Source organism: Herminiimonas sp. KBW02 (genome assembly GCF_003852535.1).
Classification (GTDB): Bacteria; Pseudomonadota; Gammaproteobacteria; order Burkholderiales; family Burkholderiaceae_D; genus Oxalicibacterium.
The window spans coordinates 18075-37103 of record NZ_QAJP01000011.1 but is presented as its reverse complement, the minus strand read 5'-3'; the positions used below and the strand labels follow the sequence as shown (position 1 = coordinate 37103).

The following is a 19029-nucleotide window of genomic DNA, read 5'->3' as shown; positions in this document are numbered from 1 at the left end:
AATTTAATGGCCTATTCTATACCTTCAGGTAGTCCTCACGTGCGCCGAGCCAGCGCGCCAGATGCGCATCGACTGTAGCCTGGTCATCACGCAGCAGGGTTTGCGCCAGGTCGCGCGCACGATCTACCAGCCATTGATCGGTTTCGAGGTCGGCAAAACGCAGCATGGCCTGGCCTGATTGACGTGCCCCGAGGAATTCACCCGGGCCGCGTATTTCCAGATCCTTGCGCGCAATTTCAAAGCCGTCAGTCGATTCCCGCATGATGCCCAGGCGTTGTTTGGCCACCATGCCGAGCGGACCTTGGTACAGCAGCAGGCACACGCTGGCAGCCGAGCCCCGTCCGACCCGACCGCGTAACTGGTGCAGTTGCGACAGGCCAAAGCGCTCTGCATGTTCGATCACCATCAGTGAGGCATTCGGTACGTCGACGCCGACTTCAATGACAGTCGTGGCGACCAGTACATGGATCTCGCCGCGCGTGAAAGCATCCATCACTTCCTGTTTCTCGGCCGGCTTCATGCGTCCATGTACCAGGCCGACCTGCAAATCAGGCAACGCTTCGACCAGTGTCTGATGGGTGTCGGTCGCGGTCTGTAATTGCAGCGCTTCCGATTCTTCGATCAGCGGGCAGACCCAATAGACCTGGCGTCCCTCGAGCGCTGCTGCGTGTACGCGTTCTATCACTTCTTCACGACGATTCTGGTCGATGACGCGTGTCACGATAGGTGTGCGTCCGGGTGGCAATTCATCGATTACGGAGACTTCAAGGTCGGCGTAGTAAGTCATCGCCAGCGTGCGCGGGATGGGTGTGGCCGACATCATCAGTTGATGCGGGATGGTTTGCTGTGCAACGTGCACATTGGTGTCCACTCCTTTGTTGCGCAGTACCAGGCGCTGGCTGACGCCGAAGCGATGTTGTTCATCGACGATGACCAGGCCGAGTTTGGCGAACTGCACGTCTTCCTGGATCAGCGCATGCGTGCCTATGATGAGCTGGGCGGTGCCAGCCTCTATACGCTCCTTGGCTTCCAGTTTTTCTTTCTTCTTCAGACTGCCGGTCAGCCACGCGACATTCACGCCCAGCGGTTCCATCCAGCCGGCGATTTTGCGAAAGTGCTGGTCAGCCAGGATTTCGGTCGGTGCCATCAGCACGGCCTGGAAACCACTGTCGATTGCTTGTGCTGCGGCCAGTGCAGCGACCACGGTCTTGCCGCTGCCGACATCGCCTTGCAACAAGCGCTGCATGGGGAAGGATTGCCTGATATCGGCGCGGATTTCTTCCAGCACGCGTTGTTGTGCGGCGGTCAGTGAAAACGGCAGTTGCTTGAGGAAAGCCCTGGATAGCTTGCCTATGGTCGGCAGCACCGCTGCACCTTTGGCGCGGCGTGCCATTTGCGCGCGCTTCATCGATAACTGCTGCGCCAGCAATTCATCGAACTTCATCCGGACCCAGGCCGCATGCGAGCGATCTGCCAACGCGCTTTCATCGATATCCGGTGGCGGGTTGTGCAGCATACGCACAGCCGGTTCGAACGGCATCAGGTCCAGTTCGGCGCGCAGCTTGTCACTCAGCGTATCGCGCCACTCTATGCGCGCCATGGCGTCGCCTATGGTTTTACGCAATATGGTTTGCGACAGGCCTTCACCGGCCGGATAGACCGGTGTCAGCGCGGCGGGTAGCGGCGCACCTTCGATCACCATCTTGTAGCTGGGGTGCACCATCTCCGCACCAAAGAAGCCATGTCGGACTTCACCGCGGGCACGTACCCGGTTGCCTTCCGCCATTTGCTTGACCTGGCTGCCATAGAAATTCAGGAAGCGCATCACCAGTTGCCCGGTGTCGTCAGAGATCGTCACTATCAGTTGGCGGCGTGGCCGGAACGCGACTTCACATGAAGTGACTACGCCTTCGACCTGGACCGGACGGCCAAAGATGAATCCTGCCGCGCTGATGCTTTTGATCTCGGTTTCGTCTTCATAGCGCATCGGCAGATGCAAGACTTTATCCATGTCCGAGCGCAGGCCGAGCTTGATCAGCTTGTCGTCGATTTTCTCTGCGCGTGTGGGTGCCGCCGACCTGGTCGTTTTGCTGGTCTTTTTGGCAACAGTGGCGGGCTTTTTCTTCAGTACAGGCATATCGGGCCGAAAATGGGCGGCAGGGCGTAAAATAGCAGGTTTTGCGATGACTTCATGCGTCTTGCGTGTTGCTTCACATGAAAATGCAGGTATAGCCAACGGCAAGCTTTGCAACCATAGCAGTTCTGCCGCGCGATTGCTGCAAACAAATTTGTCTGCGTCACACCTCGGACAGTAAAACCGAAGCCGTCATGCGATATGCATGACATTTTTAACGACGTTTTCAAACATCAAAGTTGTATGTATTCACTTTCCGATTTCGATTTCGATTTGCCGCAAGAGTTAATTGCGCAAACACCATTGGCGCAGCGCAGTGCTTCGCGCCTGCTGCAGGTTTTGCCCGGACAAATGGCGGACCGTAATTTTGCCGACATAGTCGACTTGCTGTCACCCGGCGATTTGCTGGTATTCAATGACACTCGTGTGCTGAAGGCGCGCTTCTTTGGCGTCAAGGAAACCGGCGGCAAGGTTGAGGTGCTGGTGGAGCGTGTGATAGACCAGCGCAATGTACATGCGCAGATACGCGCATCCAAGTCGCCCGCGGCCGGCATGCGCATCCGCCTTGCTGATGCATTCGATGTGATCGTCGGCGAGCGCGCTGGTGAGTTTTACGAACTGCAATTCCCGGATGATGTGTTCGAGCTGATCGAAGCGCATGGTCGTCTGCCTTTGCCGCCATATATCGAACATGCAGCCGACGCCTACGACGAAACGCGTTACCAGACCGTGTATGCGAAGACGCCAGGCGCGGTAGCGGCGCCGACTGCGGGTCTGCACTTCGATCAGGCTTTGCTGGATACGCTGACCGCGAAAGGCGTGAAGCTGGCCTACATCACGCTGCACGTTGGTGCCGGTACCTTCCAGCCGGTGCGCAGTGAAAACCTGGCCGAACACAATATGCATAGCGAGTGGTACACCATCTCGCAGCAAACGGTAGACCTGGTGCAAGCCACGCAAGCCGCTGGCGGCAATGTGGTCGCGGTTGGTACCACCAGTATGCGTGCATTGGAGTCGGCGTCGCAAAGCGGTGTGCTGCAGGCTGGCAGCGCCGATACGCGTTTATTCATCACACCGGGCTACACCTTTAAAACGGTCACGCGCCTGATTACCAATTTCCATTTGCCGAAGTCGACGCTGCTGATGCTGGTGTCGGCTTTTGCCGGGTACGACACTATCCGTGCTGCTTACCAACACGCCATTTCCCAACGTTATCGTTTCTTCAGCTATGGCGATGCGATGTTTTTGACCAGAATGCCACCATGCTAAATTTCAAATTACTTAAAACCGACGGCAAAGCACGTCGCGGCCAACTGACACTGAACCACGGCGTTATCGAAACGCCTATCTTCATGCCGGTCGGTACTTACGGCTCGGTGAAAGCGATGTCGCCGCTGGAGTTGAACGAGATCGATGCGCAAATCATCCTCGGCAATACCTTCCATCTGTGGCTGCGCCCGGGCAATGACATCATCGCCAAATTCGGTGGTTTGCATGAATTCATGGGCTGGGACAAGCCTATCCTGACGGATTCCGGTGGTTTTCAGGTGTTTTCATTGGGTGAGATGCGCAAGATCACCGAAGAAGGCGTACATTTTTCGTCGCCTATCAACGGTGATAAATTATTCCTGTCGCCGGAAGTATCGATGCAAATCCAGCGTGTGCTGAATTCGGACATCGTGATGCAGTTCGACGAATGCACACCGTATGAAATCGACGGTCGTCCGGCCACCACCGAAGAAGCGGCCAAATCGATGCGTATGTCCTTGCGCTGGGCGAAGCGCTCGATGGATGAGTTCAATCGCGAAGAAAATCCGAACGCCTTGTTCGGTATCGTGCAGGGCGGCATGTTTGAAAACCTGCGGGATGAATCGCTGGCCGGACTGGAAGAACTGAATTTCCACGGTGTGGCGATCGGCGGCCTGTCGGTCGGTGAGCCCAAGGAAGATATGATGCGGGTGCTGGAGCACGTCGGTCCGCGCCTGCCTGCCAACAAGCCGCATTACCTGATGGGCGTCGGCACCCCGGAAGATCTGGTGGCGGGCGTGGCGAACGGTATTGATATGTTCGATTGCGTGATGCCTACGCGCAATGCCCGTAACGGCTGGTTGTTCACCCGTTTTGGCGATATCAAGATCAAGAATGCGCGTTACAAGGATGACAAGAAACCGCTGGATGAAAGCTGTTCCTGCTATGCCTGCCGCAATTTTTCACGTGCTTACTTGCATCATTTGCATCGTACCGGCGAAATTCTGGGTGCCAGACTGAATACGATACATAACTTGCACTACTATCTGGACCTGATGCGTGAGATGCGGGAAGCGATCAGCGAAGGGCGATTCCAGCTGTTTGTGAGCCAATTCCATGCGGATCGCGCGCGCGGAAGCTGATCTTTCTTTAATGAAAATCAGTCCGCACCGGAAAAGCGATTTTCCAGTGCTAAAATAACCGACCCTTATTTATAAACCCTAATACAACCTGGAGCATACCCGTGTTTATTTCCAACGCTTACGCTGCAACTGCCGCTGGCGGCGTACTGGGCAATCTGACCCAATTCGTGCCTATCATCCTGATGTTTGTTGTTCTGTATTTCCTGATGATACGTCCACAGATGAAACGTCAAAAAGAACACAAGGCTATGATCGAAGCCGTAACACGTGGCGATGAAGTCGTAACAGCAGGCGGTGTCCTGGGCAAGATCACCAAGGTTTCCGATGTCTACCTGTCGCTGGAAGTACAAGACGGTACCGAGATCGTGATTCAAAAAAGCGCAGTCACTACCTTGTTGCCTAAGGGTACGATCAAATCGCTGTAATGGGTTAAACACCCCACCTCCGCCTGGCGGACGTGGGGTTGATTTTTGTCTGACGTTCCACCCCGAACCCTGAATCAATATGAATCGCTATCCCCTCTGGAAGTACATAATTATCGCTGTCGCACTCCTGTTGGGTGTGTTGTATACCACGCCGAACTTCTTCGGCGAATCGCCAGCGGTGCAAATCAGCAGTGCCAAAGCTACCGTTAAGGTAGATAGTTCCCTGATTAGTCAGGTTGAGCAGGCGCTGAAAAAAGACGGTATCCAGTACGATGGGATAGTCTATGAAACGATAGGTACCCAAGGTACCGTCCGCGTTCGTTTCCCGAATACCGATGTCCAGTTCAAAGCTAAAGGCATACTGGAAAAAAATCTGAACACCGATCCGGAAGATCCGACCTATCTGGTGGCCTTCAATCTGTTGCCGAATACGCCATCATGGTTGCAAAGCCTGAACGCTGCACCTATGTACCTCGGTCTCGATTTGCGCGGTGGCGTGCACTTCCTGATGCAGGTAGATACCAAGGCTGTGATGAACAAGCGCGTACTTGGCTTGCAATCGAGCGCCCGCAGCATCCTGCGCGACAAGAACATCCGCCATGCAGGTATCGCCCGTAGTGGCGACAATGTTGAAATCACGTTCCGTGATGCCGATACTCGCAGCAAGGCGCGTACCGTATTGGGCAATGAATTGCGTGAACTGGTGTTGACGGATGCAGGTAGCGGCGAAGACCTGAAACTGGTCGGCAGCCTGAACCCTGCTGCATTGAAACAAACGGTAGAAGATGCGGTTCAGCAAAACATCACCACCCTGTCGAAACGTGTCAATGAACTGGGTGTAACCGAGCCGCTGATCCAGCGTCAGGGCGCGGATCGTATCGTAGTGCAAATGCCTGGTGTGCAAGACGTTTCGCGCGCTAAAGACATCATCGGTAAAACCGCAACCCTGGAAGTCCGCCTGGTGGATGAATCGGTTACTCGCGGTACAGAAGAAACTGCTGCGATTCCATTCGGTTCCGAGCTGTTTAAAGTCGGCAAGAATGCACCTGTCGTTCTGTACAAAGATCCGATCATCACTGGTGAATACATCTCCAGCGCATCGGCCAGCTTCGATCAAAACCATCAGCCATCGGTCAGCATTGATCTGAACGGTGACGGAGGCCGTCGCATGCGTGAAGCGACACGTACCCGTGTCGGCAAGGCAATGGCGATCGTGCTGTTTGAAAAGAACAAGGGTGAAGTCCTGACCGTTGCGACCATCCGAGATGAACTGGGTGCACGCTTCCAGATCACTGGCATGGGTTCGGCGGAAGCCGCCAGCGATCTCGCTTTGCTGTTGCGTGCCGGTTCGCTGGCAGCACCGATGGAAATCATCGAAGAACGTACGATCGGACCTCAACTCGGCGCTGAAAACATCAAGAAAGGTTTTGATGCAACGTTGTACGGTTTCATTGGCATCGGCATCTTCATGATCATCTACTACCGCGCATTTGGTTTCTTCAGCGTGTTTGCGCTGGCAGTCAACCTGATGCTGCTGATCGCTTTGTTGTCCATGTTGCAGGCGACATTGACCTTGCCTGGTATTGCCGCGATTGCGCTGACGCTGGGTATGGCGATTGACGCCAACGTGCTGATTAATGAGCGAATACGCGAAGAGTTACGAGCGGGGCATTCACCGCAGACAGCGATCTCGATGGGCTTTGAACGTGCATGGGCGACTATTCTCGATTCCAACGTCACCACCATGATTGCCGGCCTGGCGCTGCTGATCTTCGGTTCCGGCGCGGTGCGTGGCTTCGCGGTGGTGCACTGCTTGGGTATCCTGACGTCGATTTTCTCCGCCGTGTTCGTTTCGCGTGGCGTGGTCAACCTCTGGTATGGCCGCAAGAAAAAACTGACATCGGTATCTATCGGTCAGGTCTGGAAGCCAGCCGACTGAGATTGAAATGTGCGGCGCCAGCCTGGCGTCGCAGTTGTAGCTAAGTTGTCGCTATCGAATTGTATTTAGACAGACCGCCTGCTGATGTATAGACAGGGGCGGTCGCACTGAGAGGGAAGTGATGGAGTTTTTCCGCATCAAAAAAGATATCCCGTTCATGCGCCATGCGTTGATTTTCAACATCATCTCTGCGCTGACGTTTGTCGCTGCCGTATTTTTCCTGCTGCATCGGGGTTTGCATCTGTCGATTGAATTTACCGGTGGTACGGTAATGGAAGTTACCTACTCGCAGCCTGCAGACATTGAAGGCGTGCGCGGCAAACTGACTGAGCTCGGTTATGTTGATATGCAGGTGCAAAGCTTCGGCACCGCACAAGACGTATTGATCCGCTTGCCGGCGCAACCGAATGTAGATTCCGCACAGGTCAGCGAACGCGTGATCGGCGCCCTGAAGGCGCAAGACAGCACGGTTGAATTGAAGCGCGTTGAGTTCGTCGGTCCGCAGGTAGGCGAGGAATTAACGCATGATGGTTTGATGGCGCTGGGCATGCTGGTGATCGGTATTGTGATCTACCTGGCTATCCGCTTTGAATGGAAGTACGCGGTGTCGGCCATCCTTGCTAACTTGCATGACGTGGTGATTATTCTCGGCTTCTTTGCCTTCTTTCAGTGGGAGTTCTCGCTGACGGTATTGGCGGCGGTGCTGGCGGTCCTGGGGTACTCGGTCAATGAGTCTGTAGTGGTGTTTGACCGGGTGCGTGAAACCTTCCGTGATCGTCGCTTTGGTAAGCTGCCAACGACAGAGGTTCTGAACCATGCGATTACCCAAACCATTTCGCGTACCGTGATTACCCACGGTTCGACCCAGTTGATGGTGTTGTCCATGCTGTTCTTCGGTGGCCCTACACTGCATTACTTTGCGCTGGCACTGACTATCGGTATCTGCTTCGGTATTTACTCTTCGGTATTCGTTGCGGCGGCGCTGGCGATGTGGCTGGGTGTGAAGCGTGAAGACTTGCTGAAGCCGGTCAAGGAAAAAGATGAACATGACGGTGCGGTAGTTTAAGTACTGTTCATAATAAAAAAGCCGGCATATGCCGGCTTTTTTATTATCTGTAGGACAGCTGGTTTTAGTATTTTTGCTTGGGTTCGCAGCCGGTCAGGTTGGCGTGCAGCTTGGTCAATTCCCTGTCCAGTGCATCGAAATCCTGCGCGTCATAGTTGACGAAGGATTGCTTGCCAAACGCGACTTGCTGGCTGAATACCCGTTTGAATTCGGCATCGCCGGCGGCGGTCAGTTTGACCAGCGTGCTGCGGCGGTCTTCGATCTGGGTAACGCGTGTTACCAGGCCTTTTTCTTCCAGGCGGTCGATCACGCCGGTCAGTGTGCCCTTGGTGATCAGGGTTCTTTCACCCAGCTCCTTGAAGCTCATACCGCAGGTATTACCCAACGTGGCGATGATGTCGAACTGGGAAGGCGTTAAGCCGGTACGACAGCGTATATTGGCGCCCGACTGGCGTTCGAATGCATGAAAGCATTCAGCCAGAAGGCGGATGCTGCGGAGATATCGTTCAGCCATAAACCCGGTTACTGTCCATAAAATTAAAAAAAGCCGACGGAGTATAACGTCGGCTTTTAGGGTTGCACAATCGCTTAATTTACTCAGTCTGCTTTGACTGCTTCAACCTGGATCGCCAGTTTGACGTCAGGCGAGAAGCCGTAGTTCAACGCGTAGTTCAGGCCAAAATCGCTGCGTTTGAATTCAGCAGATGCATCGGCGCCGCACACTTCACGTTTCAGCATAGGGTGCTGGATACATTTGAATTTGTTGATGGTCAGGGTCACTGGTTTGGTGACGCCCAGCAGGGTCAGCTCGCCATCAACCGAAACAGGTTTGTCGCCATCGAACTTGATCGATTTGCTTTTGTAGGTCGCGGTAGGGAATTTCTCTACGTTGAACAAGTCCTTGCCTTTGGCGTGCTCATTCATCTTGGCATGACCGAAGTCGATCGAGTTTGCATCGATGACGATGTCGATCGAACCGGTTTTTGCTGCGCGATCCAGTACCACGGTGCCGCTGGTTTTTTCGAACTTGCCGCGCCAGAACGAAATGCCCATGTGGTCAGCTTCGAAGCTAGGGTAGGTGTGGCTAGGGTCGATGGTATAGGTTTGTGCAAATGCGGAGCTCGCGCCAGCGGCCAGCAAACAGATCAGTGCAAGTTTGGATTTCATTCAAGTGACTCCTGTGTGGGTTAATTAATTATTTTGTTACCGGAACTGCTTATTGCGCGGTGACGACACGGAATTTAATCGTGACTTCATCGGCTACCATGCTGGTGTCTTTCCATTCGCCTTCACCGATGTTGTAGGTCAGGCGTTTGATTGGTAATACACCTTCAAAGACTTGGTTGCTGCCTTCTTTCTTGATAGTGAGCGGAAAGCTGACATCAGTGGTTTTGCCCTTGATAGTGAGCTTGCCGGTGACGTCAAGTTTGCCTGCAGCACCAGGTTTGATCTGGCTGGAAACGAAAGTCGCTTTCGGAAATTGTGCTGCGTTAAACCACTCTTTTTTCAATACCTCGCGGTTGTATTCCGGGTCACCCAGATCGAAACCATTGACGTCGATGTCGACGTTGGCTTTGGAGGTTTCCGGTTTGGCGGCGTCATAAGTGATCTGTGCGTTGAATTTCTTGAAGGTGGCTTCGACCGGTACATTCAATTGCTTGAAGGTGATGCTGACTTTGCTTTTGGCTGGGTCAGTTTTCAGTGCGGTGGCAGCGAGTGCAGGCAGCGCCAGCGCAATACCGGCAATAGCCAGCCAGCGTGTGGTTTTACCGGAGATGGAACGAACGAACATGGGTAATCCTTTCGATAAGAATAAAGTTACGGCAGCATGCGTTGCAGCGTGCGGTCGCGGTCTATAAGTTGATGTTTGATGACTGCCAGTATGTGCAGGAAAAAAACGATAAGCAAAACGACATTGCAGGCGTAATGCACTTGCTTGAGCAGGGCCTTCAATTCGGGATCAGGTCCGATCAGGACCGGCAGCGGCACGATGCCGAGGTAGACGACAGGTACGCCGGCAGCCAGGCTGTAGAAGTAGCCGGACAAGGGCACCGCGAAGATCAATACATACATCAGGCCGTGCGAGACACGTGCGGCCTTTTTTTGCCAGTCGGCCATGCCAGGTGGGTGCTCCGGTGCACGGTGGGTGAGTGCCCATAGCAAGCGCAGACAAGCGAGGCCGAGCACGGTCACACCCAGCCATTTATGCCAGGAAAAATATTTGAGTTTGGTCGGAGTGAGACCGGGGATGTCGACCATGGTCAGGCCCAGCCAAAAGGCGGCGATGATCAGGATCGCCATGAGCCAGTGCAGCGCGATTGCGGTCAGGGTGTAGCGGCGCATAGATAGTGTTTTGCTTATTAGTTCAAATTAGAACTAATATAGCAAAAAAATTCCCAGCGTGCTGAAGCCTGTTTTAATAGGCTTCAGTGGCTGGGACACTAGTTATCAGATTTCTTTGGCGAGCTTGGTTGCGTAGCCGATGTAGTTCGCAGGGGTCATGGCCAGCAGGTGGTCTTTGGCTTCTTGTGGAATCGCCAGCGTGACGATGAATTCCTGCAGTGCTTCTTTGGAAATGCCTTTGCCGCGGGTCAGATCCTTCAATTGTTCGTAAGGATTTTCGATGCCATAGCGACGCATCACGGTTTGTACCGGCTCAGCCAATACTTCCCAGGTTTCATCCAGGTCTTGTGCAATGCGAACCGGATTGACTTCCAGCTTGTTCAGGCCGCGCAGGCAGCTGTCGTAGGCCAGCAATGCGTAGCCAAAGCCGACGCCGATATTGCGCAGCACGGTGGAGTCGGTCAGGTCACGCTGCCAGCGCGAGACTGGTAATTTCTCTGCCATGTGTTTCAGCACGGCGTTTGCCATGCCCAGATTGCCTTCGGAATTTTCGAAGTCGATCGGATTGACTTTATGCGGCATGGTCGACGAACCAATTTCACCGGCCTTGGTCGATTGCTTGAAGTAGCCGAGCGAGATGTAGCCCCAGATGTCACGGTTCAGATCCAGCAGAATGGTATTGGTACGTGCGATCGCATCAAACAGTTCCGCCATGTAGTCATGCGGTTCGATCTGGATGGTGTACGGATTGAAGGTCAGGCCCAGGCGTTGCTCGATGACTTCTTTCGAGAATGCCTGCCAGTCATGGTTAGGATAAGCCGACAAGTGCGCGTTGAAGTTACCGACCGCGCCATTCATTTTGCCGAGGATTTCGACCGCAGAGATACGGTCGGTCGCGCGCTTCAGGCGTGCCACCACGTTAGCCATTTCCTTGCCGAGTGTAGTCGGGCTGGCTGGCTGGCCGTGGGTACGCGACATCATAGGCACTGCTGCATTATCGTGCGCCAGTTGTGTCAGCTTGCTGATCAGGCCTTGCAGTGCCGGTACCAGAACGGAATCGCGTGCCGCCTTGAGCATCATGCCGTGCGAAGTATTGTTGATGTCTTCGGAAGTGCAGGCGAAGTGAATGAATTCAGTTGCAGCGACCAGTTCCGGTACGTCCTTGACTTGTTCCTTGAGCCAGTACTCAACCGCTTTGACGTCATGGTTGGTGACCGCTTCGATATCCTTGATGCGTTGTGCATCCGCTTCGGTGAAATCGGTCGTCAGTTTGTTCAGCAGTGCATTGGCGCTGGCCGAAAACGGTTTGATTTCAGCAAAGCCGGCTGCTGACAAAGCTTGCAGCCATGCAATTTCCACTTTGACCCGATGGTGCATAAAACCTGATTCGGACAGGATGGGACGCAATTTATCGGTTTTGCTGGCGTAACGGCCATCGAGTGGCGACAGGGCGGAAAGCGTGGAAAGAGGCATGATGATGGGCGACTAGCGCTGTGACGTGATTGAAAAAGCTGCCGGAAATACAAAAAACGGCATAAATTGAGGAAGCCTACATTCTACCACTTCAGCGCCCCATATAGCCTGAAAGCGACATCTGGGTGGGGTGGGAGATGGCGGGTTTTAGCTTGAGGCCGATGTTATAATCGCCTTCCGATTTTAGAAGTAAAGCATCTATGAAACTGATTGGTTCTCTCGCCAGCCCTTACGTACGTAAAGTACGTGTTGTCATGTTGGAAAAAAAGATCGATTACGATTTCGTTCTTGAAAACGTGTGGGGTGCCGAAACCACGATACAAGAATCCAATCCGCTCGGCAAAGTGCCGTGCCTGGTAATGGAAGATGGCGGCGCGATGTTTGATTCCCGCGTGATCGTTGAATACCTGGATACCCTGACCCCGGTCGGTAAACTGATACCGCCTAACGGCCGTGAACGCGCTGAAGTGAAATGCTGGGAAGCGCTGGCCGATGGTGTGGCCGACGCTGCGATGCTGTTGCGCCTGGAGCATACTTTGCGCCCGGCAGAACAACGTAACCAGGCCTGGATAGATCGTCAGACTCGCAAGGTGCATGACGGCTTGAAAGCGATGTCGGAAGGCCTGAAAGACACGGCTTTCTGTGCGGGTAATCAATACACACTGGCCGATGTGGCGGTAGGTTGTGTGCTGGAATGGCTGACTTTCCGTTTCCCGGAAATCAGCTGGCGCACTGAGTATCCGAACCTGGAAAAATTGCTGGAGAAATTGTCGGAACGTCCTTCATTCAAGGAAACGGTGCCGACCAAGTAAGACGGTATCGCATTAAAAAGGGACGCCTGGCGTCCCTTTTTGCTTTAGTAAGCGATTGCTTACTCGTCCTACTCGGCGCTTAGCTGCGAGCGCAGATAATTTTGCAGGCCTATGGTTTCGATCAGGCCGAGTTGCGTTTCCAGCCAGTCGATATGCTCTTCGGTATCTTCCAGTATGTAATGGAATAGTTCGCGCGATAAATAATCACCGCAGGCTTCCGATGCTGCAATGCCTTCCTTGACGGTCGCTTGCGCTACCTGCTCCAACTTCAAATCGCTGTTTAGCATCTCCCCGATGTTCTCGCCTATCCCCAGCTTATGGAGTGCCTGCAGATTGGGTAAGCCATCCAGCATCAGGATGCGGTCTATCAATTTGTCGGCGTGTTTCATTTCGCCTATGGATTCTTCGTATTCCTTCTTCGCAATTTTTTCAAATCCCCAATGCTGATACATGCGCGCATGCAGGAAGTATTGATTGATCGCGGTCAGTTCGTTGGTGAGCTGCGCATTCAGCAGCCGGATGATGTTGCTGTCACCTTGCATGAGGATTCCAAAAAAATTAAAGGGCAGGGCATCGCTGTATGTTTAGTCGACCCCGATTCGTAGGGCGTCGATCATAGCCTGAGAAGGAGGCGCTTGGTATGTGGATGCGGGAGAGATAAATCTGGAATGAAAAAGAGCGCTGTACGCGCCCTTTTTATAGTTGATGCCAACAGCAGTATTACTCGTTGATCATCTGTGTCTGCAGATAATTCTGGATGCCGACTTTTTCGATCAGGTCGAGTTGTGTTTCCAGCCAGTCGATGTGTTCTTCGGTATCGTCCAGGATGTACTGGAACAGTTCACGCGATACATAATCGCCGCTGGCTTCACATGCTGCGATGCCTTCTTTCACGGTTTTCTGCGCGAGTTTTTCCAGTTTCAAATCGCAGCCCAGCATTTCCGGTGTGTTTTCACCGATCATCAACTTGTGCAGTGCTTGCAGGTTAGGCAAGCCATCCAGCATCAGGATACGATCGATCAGTTTGTCGGCGTGTTTCATTTCGCCGATGGATTCTTCGTATTCTTTCTTCGCAATCTTTTCAAAACCCCAGTGTTTGTACATGCGTGCATGCAGGAAGTACTGGTTGATTGCAGTCAGTTCGTTGGTAAGCTGTGCATTGAGCAGCTTGATAATATTGGCGTCACCTTTCATGGGATCCTCGAAAGTGATGTGGAAGACGGGCTGCTGCGCATCTGACTAACGATAGTCAAAGTGCTCGGTCAGCAAAGAACGTACATGATAGCGCAGGAAGCCCAAAATATGATCATTTTGGCTTCATTTTGCTAACTGGAATCATTCGTGTTTCGATTGCCAAAGTGAGGCTGGGCGTGGCTTTGCGCCTGGTAGAGGGGCTGGTCGAGCTGGCGTTTCGCAAAGAAAAAAACGCGCTACAGCAAGTTGCTGAGCGCGTTGTTTTCAGGTCTGTAAAGGCAGGATTGGGACTGCCTGCAAACCACTGCTGCTTACTTCGGTGCTTCGGTGACGAAGCCCATCTTGGTCAGTCCGCCTGACTGTGCTGCTGCCATGACTTGCGCGACTTTCTCGTAAGGAGTGAGACGGTCTGCACGCAAATGCAATTCTGGTTGTGGTGTTACTTTGGCTGCATCCGCAATGCGTGACAGCATTTGCGATTGATCCAGTATTTCATTATTCCAGTACACCTGACCGGCAGCATCGATCGATACATTGATGGTTTCTGGCTTGGTTTCGTTAGGCTGGTTCGCTGCGTGCGGCAGATCGAGCTTCACTGCATGATTCATCACCGGGATGGTCATGATGAAGATGATCAGCAATACCAGCATCACGTCGACCAGCGGCGTGGTGTTGATCTCTGGATTGAAGTCGTCTTCTTCCGACAAGGATCCCATTGCCATCATGCACCTCCGACGGCAACCAGTTTGGCGCCGCTTGCGCCTGGTGTATTGGTATCGTTGGCGCGAGCACCGGTGACGAACAATGCATGCAGGTCGAAGCCGAATTTATTCAATTTGGCGATGACTGTCTTGTTGCCGCGAACCAGGGCGTTGTAGCCGAAGGTTGCAGGAATCGCGACTGCCAGACCGAGTGCCGTCATGATCAGCGCTTCACCAACCGGACCAGCAACTTTATCGATACTTGCCTGACCGGAAGTGCCGATCGCGACCAGCGCGTGATAGATGCCCCAAACGGTGCCGAACAGACCAACGAACGGTGCGGTAGAACCAACCGATGCCAGTACTGCCATGCCGCTTTGCAGCTTGGCCGAAGTTTCATCGATAGCCTGGCGCAGGGACAGGGTGATCCAGTCGCTGACCGACAATTGATCGTGCAGGTGGCCTTTGTGTGCTTCGTGGTGACGCATAGCGATTACGCCAGCATCAGCGATCGCTGCGAATGGATTGGCTTCGCCCAGGGTTGCTACGCCTTCTGGCAGGCTGGTTGCATCCCAGAATTCGTGACCTGCAGCGCGTGCAGCGCGGCGGTACTGCATCAATTGCAGGGCCTTGGTGGCAATGACGTACCACGATGCGATCGACATGGCGACCAGCAATATCGCGACGCCCTTGGTGACAAAGTCACCTTGCGCCCACAAACTTTCTAAACCGTACGGACTGACTTCCATGATGATTCCTTCTTATCTATTTAGCGTGAAATTAATTGGTACGATAGCAAAGGCAGGAGCTGGTCTCCCGTCTTCCAAATAAGGCTTGAATAATGCGCGCATCACGGCATCCCGTGCTGCATCGTCCATGCGCAATGAGCCTGAAGATTTTTGTACTTCCACTTTCTCGGCGCGGCCTTTTTCATTGATCAATACACGCAAGGTTACAGTACCTTCGTTACCCATGCGCGCGTCGAGCGGCGGGTACACCGGGCGTGGTGGGTTGATGTATGAAACACCGGAAATAAGTTTAGGCGTAGCAGGAACCGACGGAGCCGACGGAGCGGAGGGCGCTGGTGGCGACGGCGGCTCATTCGATGGCGGCGCCGGTGCGACGTTTTCGGTAATGGCTTGCGGTGACGGTGCTTCGGTCACAACCGGGCGCGGTGTCGGGCGCGTGACTTGTTTCTTTACGACCGGAACTGTTTTTGGTTCGGCTGGTTTAGGTGCCGGTGCAGGCGCAGGTTGTTCCGTAATGAAGTCAGCAAAGATTTCGCGCGGCAAAACTTTAGCGACCTGGTGAACCAGGCCGCTACGGAGTGCGTAGAACAAAGCGATGTGGATCGCAATGATAGCGATCAGAGGCCCGAATCGTCTGAGTTGCTGTGATATGTGAGGCGGTAATAGCGGTGCTGACGACTGGATTGTTGTTACGTTCATAAAGAAATTGCTTATGCGGCCAATGCGTTAGGATGAAACATTATAGGTTGAGTTGGGCGAACCTCTGCAAGGCATTCGCGCAGCACGCGTTTTGCACAGGAGTGGCACTTGCCACAGCAGGTGCCCAGATCCAACTCATTGCGCAATTGCGACATCGAGGTCGTGCCAGTATCAACTGCCTGGCGAATGTTCCGCTCGGAAATATTTCTGCAAACACAAACAATCATCGATGCCTCGTGTGACTTTCTTTGTAGGTTAAAAATACAAAAAACGACAGTGCTTTATATATTTAATGCCGGTTTCCCGGCATTTTTTCTTCAATTCACACGCGCTCCGGCTACCAGGCGCGTAAACAACTTAAATTTCTCGGGTGGTGGCATAGCCCGTTCAACCACCGTTGCCCATTGTTCCGATAACTGCTGGCAGGTTGCGCGTAACACTGGTGCCAGATCGGGCAGATCGGCCAGTGCTTTCAAGTGTCGCTCTATGACCGAGGCCAGCTTGATGCACGAACTGCTTTCTTGATTATTCGCGGTGTAATGCGACATCAAGTGTAAAACCGCTGAAACTAATAGCTCCGGTTGTGCCGGTGCTGCGTTAGGCTCCCGTAGTGCCTGCTCCGCTTTTTCGATTGCCATCAAACTCTCCTTGTGGGTTGGTTTGGCTGGCTGGTGCAAAGTGGCGCACGGGCTGGCTCAGTTGCAAATCGATGCTGCTAGTTATGCCGTCAAAATCAATTTATTCAACTGCGTTAAACGGAGGCGATAAATTCGCCCTTCGTGTGCTATTTCTACCTCGCGCATTTGCCGGAACAAGTCACGGCTGTTAATGCGTGTTATTGGCTGTTCCATTGCAGCGTTATTACGTAGAGCAGGATTGTTTTCCAGTGCTTCACGTGGTGCCGAGATCGCCATGATCAACCTTTTCATGTAAATGAGAACAATTCGTGTTTAGATTATTCGACATTTGGCGACGGATTGCAAGTTTTTTCGCTCAGCTTTGTATCGCCGGGAGGTAAATAAATCGGAATTGTGGTGATCCGGGCAAGGAAAGTTGCCTGTGGGGTATTCCAGTGGCGGAATTGAACGGTTTCTTAACGGGAGGGAATACGGCAACTCACTGAATTGCCGTACATGAAGCAAGATACTTCTTAATGTATAGGGCTGAAGGATTCGGCCTGCGCGATGGGCCAATATTTGCCAAAGACCTCCGGCAATTCGCGTTCCGGATTCGCCTCGCTCAGTAATTGGCCTGACTCTAAATAAGGCAGTAGCGCAGAAGCGAGTTTGACCTGATTGGCCGAGACGCGGCGCACCAGATGATGTGGTCGCAGTTCTGAAGGGTGATGCAAGCCTGCGGCTGCGATTAGTTCAGCGAGTGCTTTTAATGTATTGCGATGGAAGTTGGCGACTCGTTCAGCCTTGTCCGGTACAACCAGTGCGCGCTGACGCAGATTGTCCTGAGTGGCGATGCCTGTCGGGCAGCGATCCGTATGGCAGCTCTGTGATTGTATGCAGCCGAGTGCAAACATGAAGCCGCGTGCCGAGTTGCACCAGTCTGCGCCAAGAGCCAGCGTGCGCACGATATCAAACGCGGTGACGATCTTGCCGGATGCACCTATCTTGACCTTGTCACGCAGCTTCGCGCCCACCAGCGTGTTATGCGCCAACAAGAGCGCCTCTTGGAGTGGCACACCGACGTGATCGGTGAATTCGACAGGTGCTGCGCCCGTGCCGCCTTCACCGCCATCGATCACGATAAAGTCGGGAGTGATGCCGGTTGCCAGCATCGCTTTCACGATGCCGAAGAATTCCCACGGATGGCCGACTGCCAGCTTGAAGCCTGTTGGCTTGCCGCCGGAGAGCGTGCGCAGTTGTTCGATGAATTGCAGCAAGCCTATCGGCGAGCCGAAAGCTGAGTGCGACGAAGGTGATACGCAATCGACGCCCAGCGGTACGCCGCGTGCCGCGGCAATTTCAGGTGACACTTTCGCGCCAGGCAAAACTCCGCCATGACCTGGTTTGGCACCTTGCGACAACTTCACTTCTATCATCTTGACCTGAGGTAGTTGCGCGTTCAGCGCAAATTTTTCCGGCGAAAAACTGCCGTCGTCATTGCGACAGCCGAAGTAGCCTGAGCCTATTTCCCACACCAGATCGCCACCTGCTTCGTTTGGATTTTCCGGGCGGTGATAGCGACTGATGCTGCCTTCGCCGGTGTCATGCATGAAGCCGCCTTGTTGCGCGCCTTGATTCAGGGCGCGTATGGCATTCGCCGACAGTGCCCCAAAACTCATGGCCGAGATATTGAAGATGCTGGCGGAATAGGATTGTGCGCGATCTTCGCCTATCGTGATGCGGAAGTCGTGCGCGCCAACCTTCACAGGTGCAATTGAGTGATTGATCCATTCGTAATCGCTTTGATAGACATCCATCTGCGTACCGAACGGGCGCTTGTCTATCGCTTGCTTGGCGCGTTGATACACCAGTGAGCGCTGATTGCGCGAAAACGGATTGGGTGCAGCGTCGTCTTCCAGGAAGTACTGACGTATCTCAGGACGCACTGACTCAAACATATAGCGGAAGTGTCCGAGGATGGGATAGTTGCGCAACACAGCGCGCTTGGTTTGCAATACGTCGCTGATGCCGACGACAGTGAGGAAGCCAAACAGTGCAACCAGCCACCAGGCTCCGTCGAAGTGGGGAGTACAGAACAGGGAGGCGATGAAGAGTAAGGCGGATGCGACGAGGGCCAGATAACCGATGGGAAACAAACGCATTTTTTCTCCGAACAAAATGGCAGCGCATGCCGATGAATTGCGAGACAGTGTACACAAGGACACATCAAATGACTTTGCCAAGGTTTTCTAGAGAGTTATCTGGATTCATAAGGCATTCAAGCTTCTTTTTGTCTATCCCATAAAAATGGCATTGCATTTTGGAAACCATCTGGATAGTCTTCATTAGTAAAAATATGCGGTCTTCGTGCCGCAAATTATAAAAACGCTAGCTATATCAAAGGGAAAAGCACTTGTTCTATCTGCAAATTTATTCAATGCACGCCAGCTAAACGCTGTCGACCGCTTGACGCCGGGCTACCGGTAT

At 53.3% G+C, this 19029-nt stretch carries 21 protein-coding genes; 6 read left to right on the top strand and 15 right to left on the bottom strand.

All coding sequences use genetic code 11. The annotated features are described in order from the left end of the window. Positions 1 to 16: 16 nt before the first annotated feature. Entirely contained in the window at positions 17 to 2137 is a 2121-nt protein-coding gene (recG, locus tag DBR37_RS16805; protein WP_124575627.1) for an ATP-dependent DNA helicase RecG, read from the bottom strand. A gap of 240 nt (positions 2138 to 2377) precedes the next feature. On the opposite strand from recG, the gene queA reads away from it, so the two are divergent. The 5 genes from queA to secF all read left to right on the top strand — a co-directional run bounded on the left by queA (position 2378) and on the right by secF (position 7954). Next, a complete protein-coding gene (gene queA / locus DBR37_RS16800) occupies positions 2378 to 3403 on the top strand; it encodes a tRNA preQ1(34) S-adenosylmethionine ribosyltransferase-isomerase QueA (RefSeq protein ID WP_124575626.1) in 1026 nt (341 codons plus the stop codon). After that, positions 3397 to 4524, top strand: coding sequence for a tRNA guanosine(34) transglycosylase Tgt (gene tgt, locus DBR37_RS16795; protein ID WP_124575625.1), 1128 nt, complete (start codon positions 3397 to 3399; stop codon positions 4522 to 4524). Before queA ends, tgt begins: the two co-directional genes overlap by 7 nt. Before the next feature lie 101 nt (positions 4525 to 4625). Then, positions 4626 to 4949, top strand: coding sequence for a preprotein translocase subunit YajC (yajC, locus tag DBR37_RS16790; RefSeq protein WP_124575624.1), 324 nt, complete (start codon positions 4626 to 4628; stop codon positions 4947 to 4949). 79 nt (positions 4950 to 5028) lie between these two features. Further along, entirely contained in the window at positions 5029 to 6888 is a 1860-nt protein-coding gene (gene secD / locus DBR37_RS16785) for a protein translocase subunit SecD (RefSeq protein WP_124575623.1), read from the top strand. Between the two features lie 121 nt (positions 6889 to 7009). Next, positions 7010 to 7954 carry a protein translocase subunit SecF gene (gene secF / locus DBR37_RS16780; protein ID WP_124575658.1) on the top strand — a complete coding sequence of 315 codons (945 nt, stop codon included), beginning with the start codon at positions 7010 to 7012 and terminating at the stop codon, positions 7952 to 7954. A gap of 64 nt (positions 7955 to 8018) precedes the next feature. Here the strand turns inward: secF and DBR37_RS16775 are convergent, their stop codons facing one another. The 5 genes from DBR37_RS16775 to purB all read right to left on the bottom strand — a co-directional run bounded on the left by DBR37_RS16775 (position 8019) and on the right by purB (position 11770). Then, positions 8019 to 8468, bottom strand: a complete 450-nt coding sequence (locus tag DBR37_RS16775; RefSeq protein WP_124575622.1) for a MarR family winged helix-turn-helix transcriptional regulator — start codon at positions 8466 to 8468, stop codon at positions 8019 to 8021. An 83-nt stretch (positions 8469 to 8551) separates the two neighbouring features. Next, positions 8552 to 9121, bottom strand: a complete 570-nt coding sequence (locus DBR37_RS16770) for a YceI family protein (protein ID WP_124575621.1) — start codon at positions 9119 to 9121, stop codon at positions 8552 to 8554. Positions 9122 to 9170: 49 nt separating this feature from the next. Continuing rightward, a complete protein-coding gene (locus tag DBR37_RS16765) occupies positions 9171 to 9746 on the bottom strand; it encodes a YceI family protein (RefSeq protein ID WP_124575620.1) in 576 nt (191 codons plus the stop codon). 26 nt (positions 9747 to 9772) lie between these two features. Then, a complete protein-coding gene (locus DBR37_RS16760; RefSeq protein WP_124575619.1) occupies positions 9773 to 10297 on the bottom strand; it encodes a cytochrome b in 525 nt (174 codons plus the stop codon). 105 nt (positions 10298 to 10402) lie between these two features. Next, positions 10403 to 11770, bottom strand: coding sequence for an adenylosuccinate lyase (gene purB / locus DBR37_RS16755; protein ID WP_124575618.1), 1368 nt, complete (start codon positions 11768 to 11770; stop codon positions 10403 to 10405). A 200-nt stretch (positions 11771 to 11970) separates the two neighbouring features. Here purB and DBR37_RS16750 point away from each other — a divergent pair, with 200 nt between their 5' ends. Next, a complete protein-coding gene (locus tag DBR37_RS16750) occupies positions 11971 to 12582 on the top strand; it encodes a glutathione S-transferase N-terminal domain-containing protein (RefSeq protein ID WP_124575617.1) in 612 nt (203 codons plus the stop codon). 68 nt (positions 12583 to 12650) lie between these two features. Here DBR37_RS16750 and bfr (DBR37_RS16745) read toward each other — a convergent pair whose 3' ends face one another. The 9 genes from bfr (DBR37_RS16745) to DBR37_RS16705 form a co-directional block, all read right to left on the bottom strand. Then, on the bottom strand, positions 12651 to 13124 hold the full coding sequence (bfr, locus tag DBR37_RS16745; protein WP_124575616.1) for a bacterioferritin: 474 nt from the start codon (positions 13122 to 13124) through the stop codon (positions 12651 to 12653). Positions 13125 to 13302: 178 nt separating this feature from the next. After that, positions 13303 to 13776, bottom strand: a complete 474-nt coding sequence (gene bfr / locus DBR37_RS16740) for a bacterioferritin (protein ID WP_124575615.1) — start codon at positions 13774 to 13776, stop codon at positions 13303 to 13305. Positions 13777 to 14087: 311 nt separating this feature from the next. Continuing rightward, entirely contained in the window at positions 14088 to 14498 is a 411-nt protein-coding gene (locus DBR37_RS16735; RefSeq protein ID WP_124575657.1) for a biopolymer transporter ExbD, read from the bottom strand. Next, positions 14498 to 15226 (bottom strand): MotA/TolQ/ExbB proton channel family protein, encoded by a 729-nt coding sequence (locus DBR37_RS16730; RefSeq protein ID WP_124575614.1) that lies wholly within the window; start codon positions 15224 to 15226, stop codon positions 14498 to 14500. The genes DBR37_RS16735 and DBR37_RS16730 overlap by 1 nt, the downstream gene beginning before the upstream one ends. A gap of 12 nt (positions 15227 to 15238) precedes the next feature. Continuing rightward, complete coding sequence (locus DBR37_RS16725) at positions 15239 to 15925, bottom strand: energy transducer TonB (protein ID WP_124575613.1); 687 nt, start codon at positions 15923 to 15925, stop codon at positions 15239 to 15241. An 11-nt stretch (positions 15926 to 15936) separates the two neighbouring features. Further along, positions 15937 to 16152 (bottom strand): bacterioferritin-associated ferredoxin, encoded by a 216-nt coding sequence (locus DBR37_RS16720; protein WP_124575612.1) that lies wholly within the window; start codon positions 16150 to 16152, stop codon positions 15937 to 15939. Positions 16153 to 16242: 90 nt separating this feature from the next. Then, the gene (locus DBR37_RS16715) at positions 16243 to 16563 is read right to left on the bottom strand and encodes a hypothetical protein (RefSeq protein WP_124575611.1); all 321 of its coding nucleotides are present in this window, start codon (positions 16561 to 16563) and stop codon (positions 16243 to 16245) included. A gap of 81 nt (positions 16564 to 16644) precedes the next feature. Further along, on the bottom strand, positions 16645 to 16839 hold the full coding sequence (gene hemP / locus DBR37_RS16710; protein WP_041296325.1) for a hemin uptake protein HemP: 195 nt from the start codon (positions 16837 to 16839) through the stop codon (positions 16645 to 16647). A gap of 236 nt (positions 16840 to 17075) precedes the next feature. Further along, positions 17076 to 18704 (bottom strand): FMN-binding glutamate synthase family protein, encoded by a 1629-nt coding sequence (locus DBR37_RS16705; protein WP_124575610.1) that lies wholly within the window; start codon positions 18702 to 18704, stop codon positions 17076 to 17078. Positions 18705 to 19029 lie beyond the last annotated feature (325 nt).

Coding starts and splice junctions, on each gene's coding strand:
- recG (WP_124575627.1), bottom strand. CDS start 2,137: ATGCCTGTACTGAAGAAAAAGCCCGCCACTGTTGCCAAAAAGACCAGC.
- queA (WP_124575626.1), top strand. CDS start 2,378: ATGTATTCACTTTCCGATTTCGATTTCGATTTGCCGCAAGAGTTAATT.
- tgt (WP_124575625.1), top strand. CDS start 3,397: ATGCTAAATTTCAAATTACTTAAAACCGACGGCAAAGCACGTCGCGGC.
- secD (WP_124575623.1), top strand. CDS start 5,029: ATGAATCGCTATCCCCTCTGGAAGTACATAATTATCGCTGTCGCACTC.
- secF (WP_124575658.1), top strand. CDS start 7,010: ATGGAGTTTTTCCGCATCAAAAAAGATATCCCGTTCATGCGCCATGCG.
- DBR37_RS16775 (WP_124575622.1), bottom strand. CDS start 8,468: ATGGCTGAACGATATCTCCGCAGCATCCGCCTTCTGGCTGAATGCTTT.
- DBR37_RS16770 (WP_124575621.1), bottom strand. CDS start 9,121: ATGAAATCCAAACTTGCACTGATCTGTTTGCTGGCCGCTGGCGCGAGC.
- DBR37_RS16765 (WP_124575620.1), bottom strand. CDS start 9,746: ATGTTCGTTCGTTCCATCTCCGGTAAAACCACACGCTGGCTGGCTATT.
- DBR37_RS16760 (WP_124575619.1), bottom strand. CDS start 10,297: ATGCGCCGCTACACCCTGACCGCAATCGCGCTGCACTGGCTCATGGCG.
- purB (WP_124575618.1), bottom strand. CDS start 11,770: ATGCCTCTTTCCACGCTTTCCGCCCTGTCGCCACTCGATGGCCGTTAC.
- DBR37_RS16750 (WP_124575617.1), top strand. CDS start 11,971: ATGAAACTGATTGGTTCTCTCGCCAGCCCTTACGTACGTAAAGTACGT.
- bfr (WP_124575616.1), bottom strand. CDS start 13,124: ATGCAAGGTGACAGCAACATCATCCGGCTGCTGAATGCGCAGCTCACC.
- bfr (WP_124575615.1), bottom strand. CDS start 13,776: ATGAAAGGTGACGCCAATATTATCAAGCTGCTCAATGCACAGCTTACC.
- DBR37_RS16735 (WP_124575657.1), bottom strand. CDS start 14,498: ATGGCAATGGGATCCTTGTCGGAAGAAGACGACTTCAATCCAGAGATC.
- DBR37_RS16730 (WP_124575614.1), bottom strand. CDS start 15,226: ATGGAAGTCAGTCCGTACGGTTTAGAAAGTTTGTGGGCGCAAGGTGAC.
- DBR37_RS16725 (WP_124575613.1), bottom strand. CDS start 15,925: ATGAACGTAACAACAATCCAGTCGTCAGCACCGCTATTACCGCCTCAC.
- DBR37_RS16720 (WP_124575612.1), bottom strand. CDS start 16,152: ATGATTGTTTGTGTTTGCAGAAATATTTCCGAGCGGAACATTCGCCAG.
- DBR37_RS16715 (WP_124575611.1), bottom strand. CDS start 16,563: ATGGCAATCGAAAAAGCGGAGCAGGCACTACGGGAGCCTAACGCAGCA.
- hemP (WP_041296325.1), bottom strand. CDS start 16,839: ATGGCGATCTCGGCACCACGTGAAGCACTGGAAAACAATCCTGCTCTA.
- DBR37_RS16705 (WP_124575610.1), bottom strand. CDS start 18,704: ATGCGTTTGTTTCCCATCGGTTATCTGGCCCTCGTCGCATCCGCCTTA.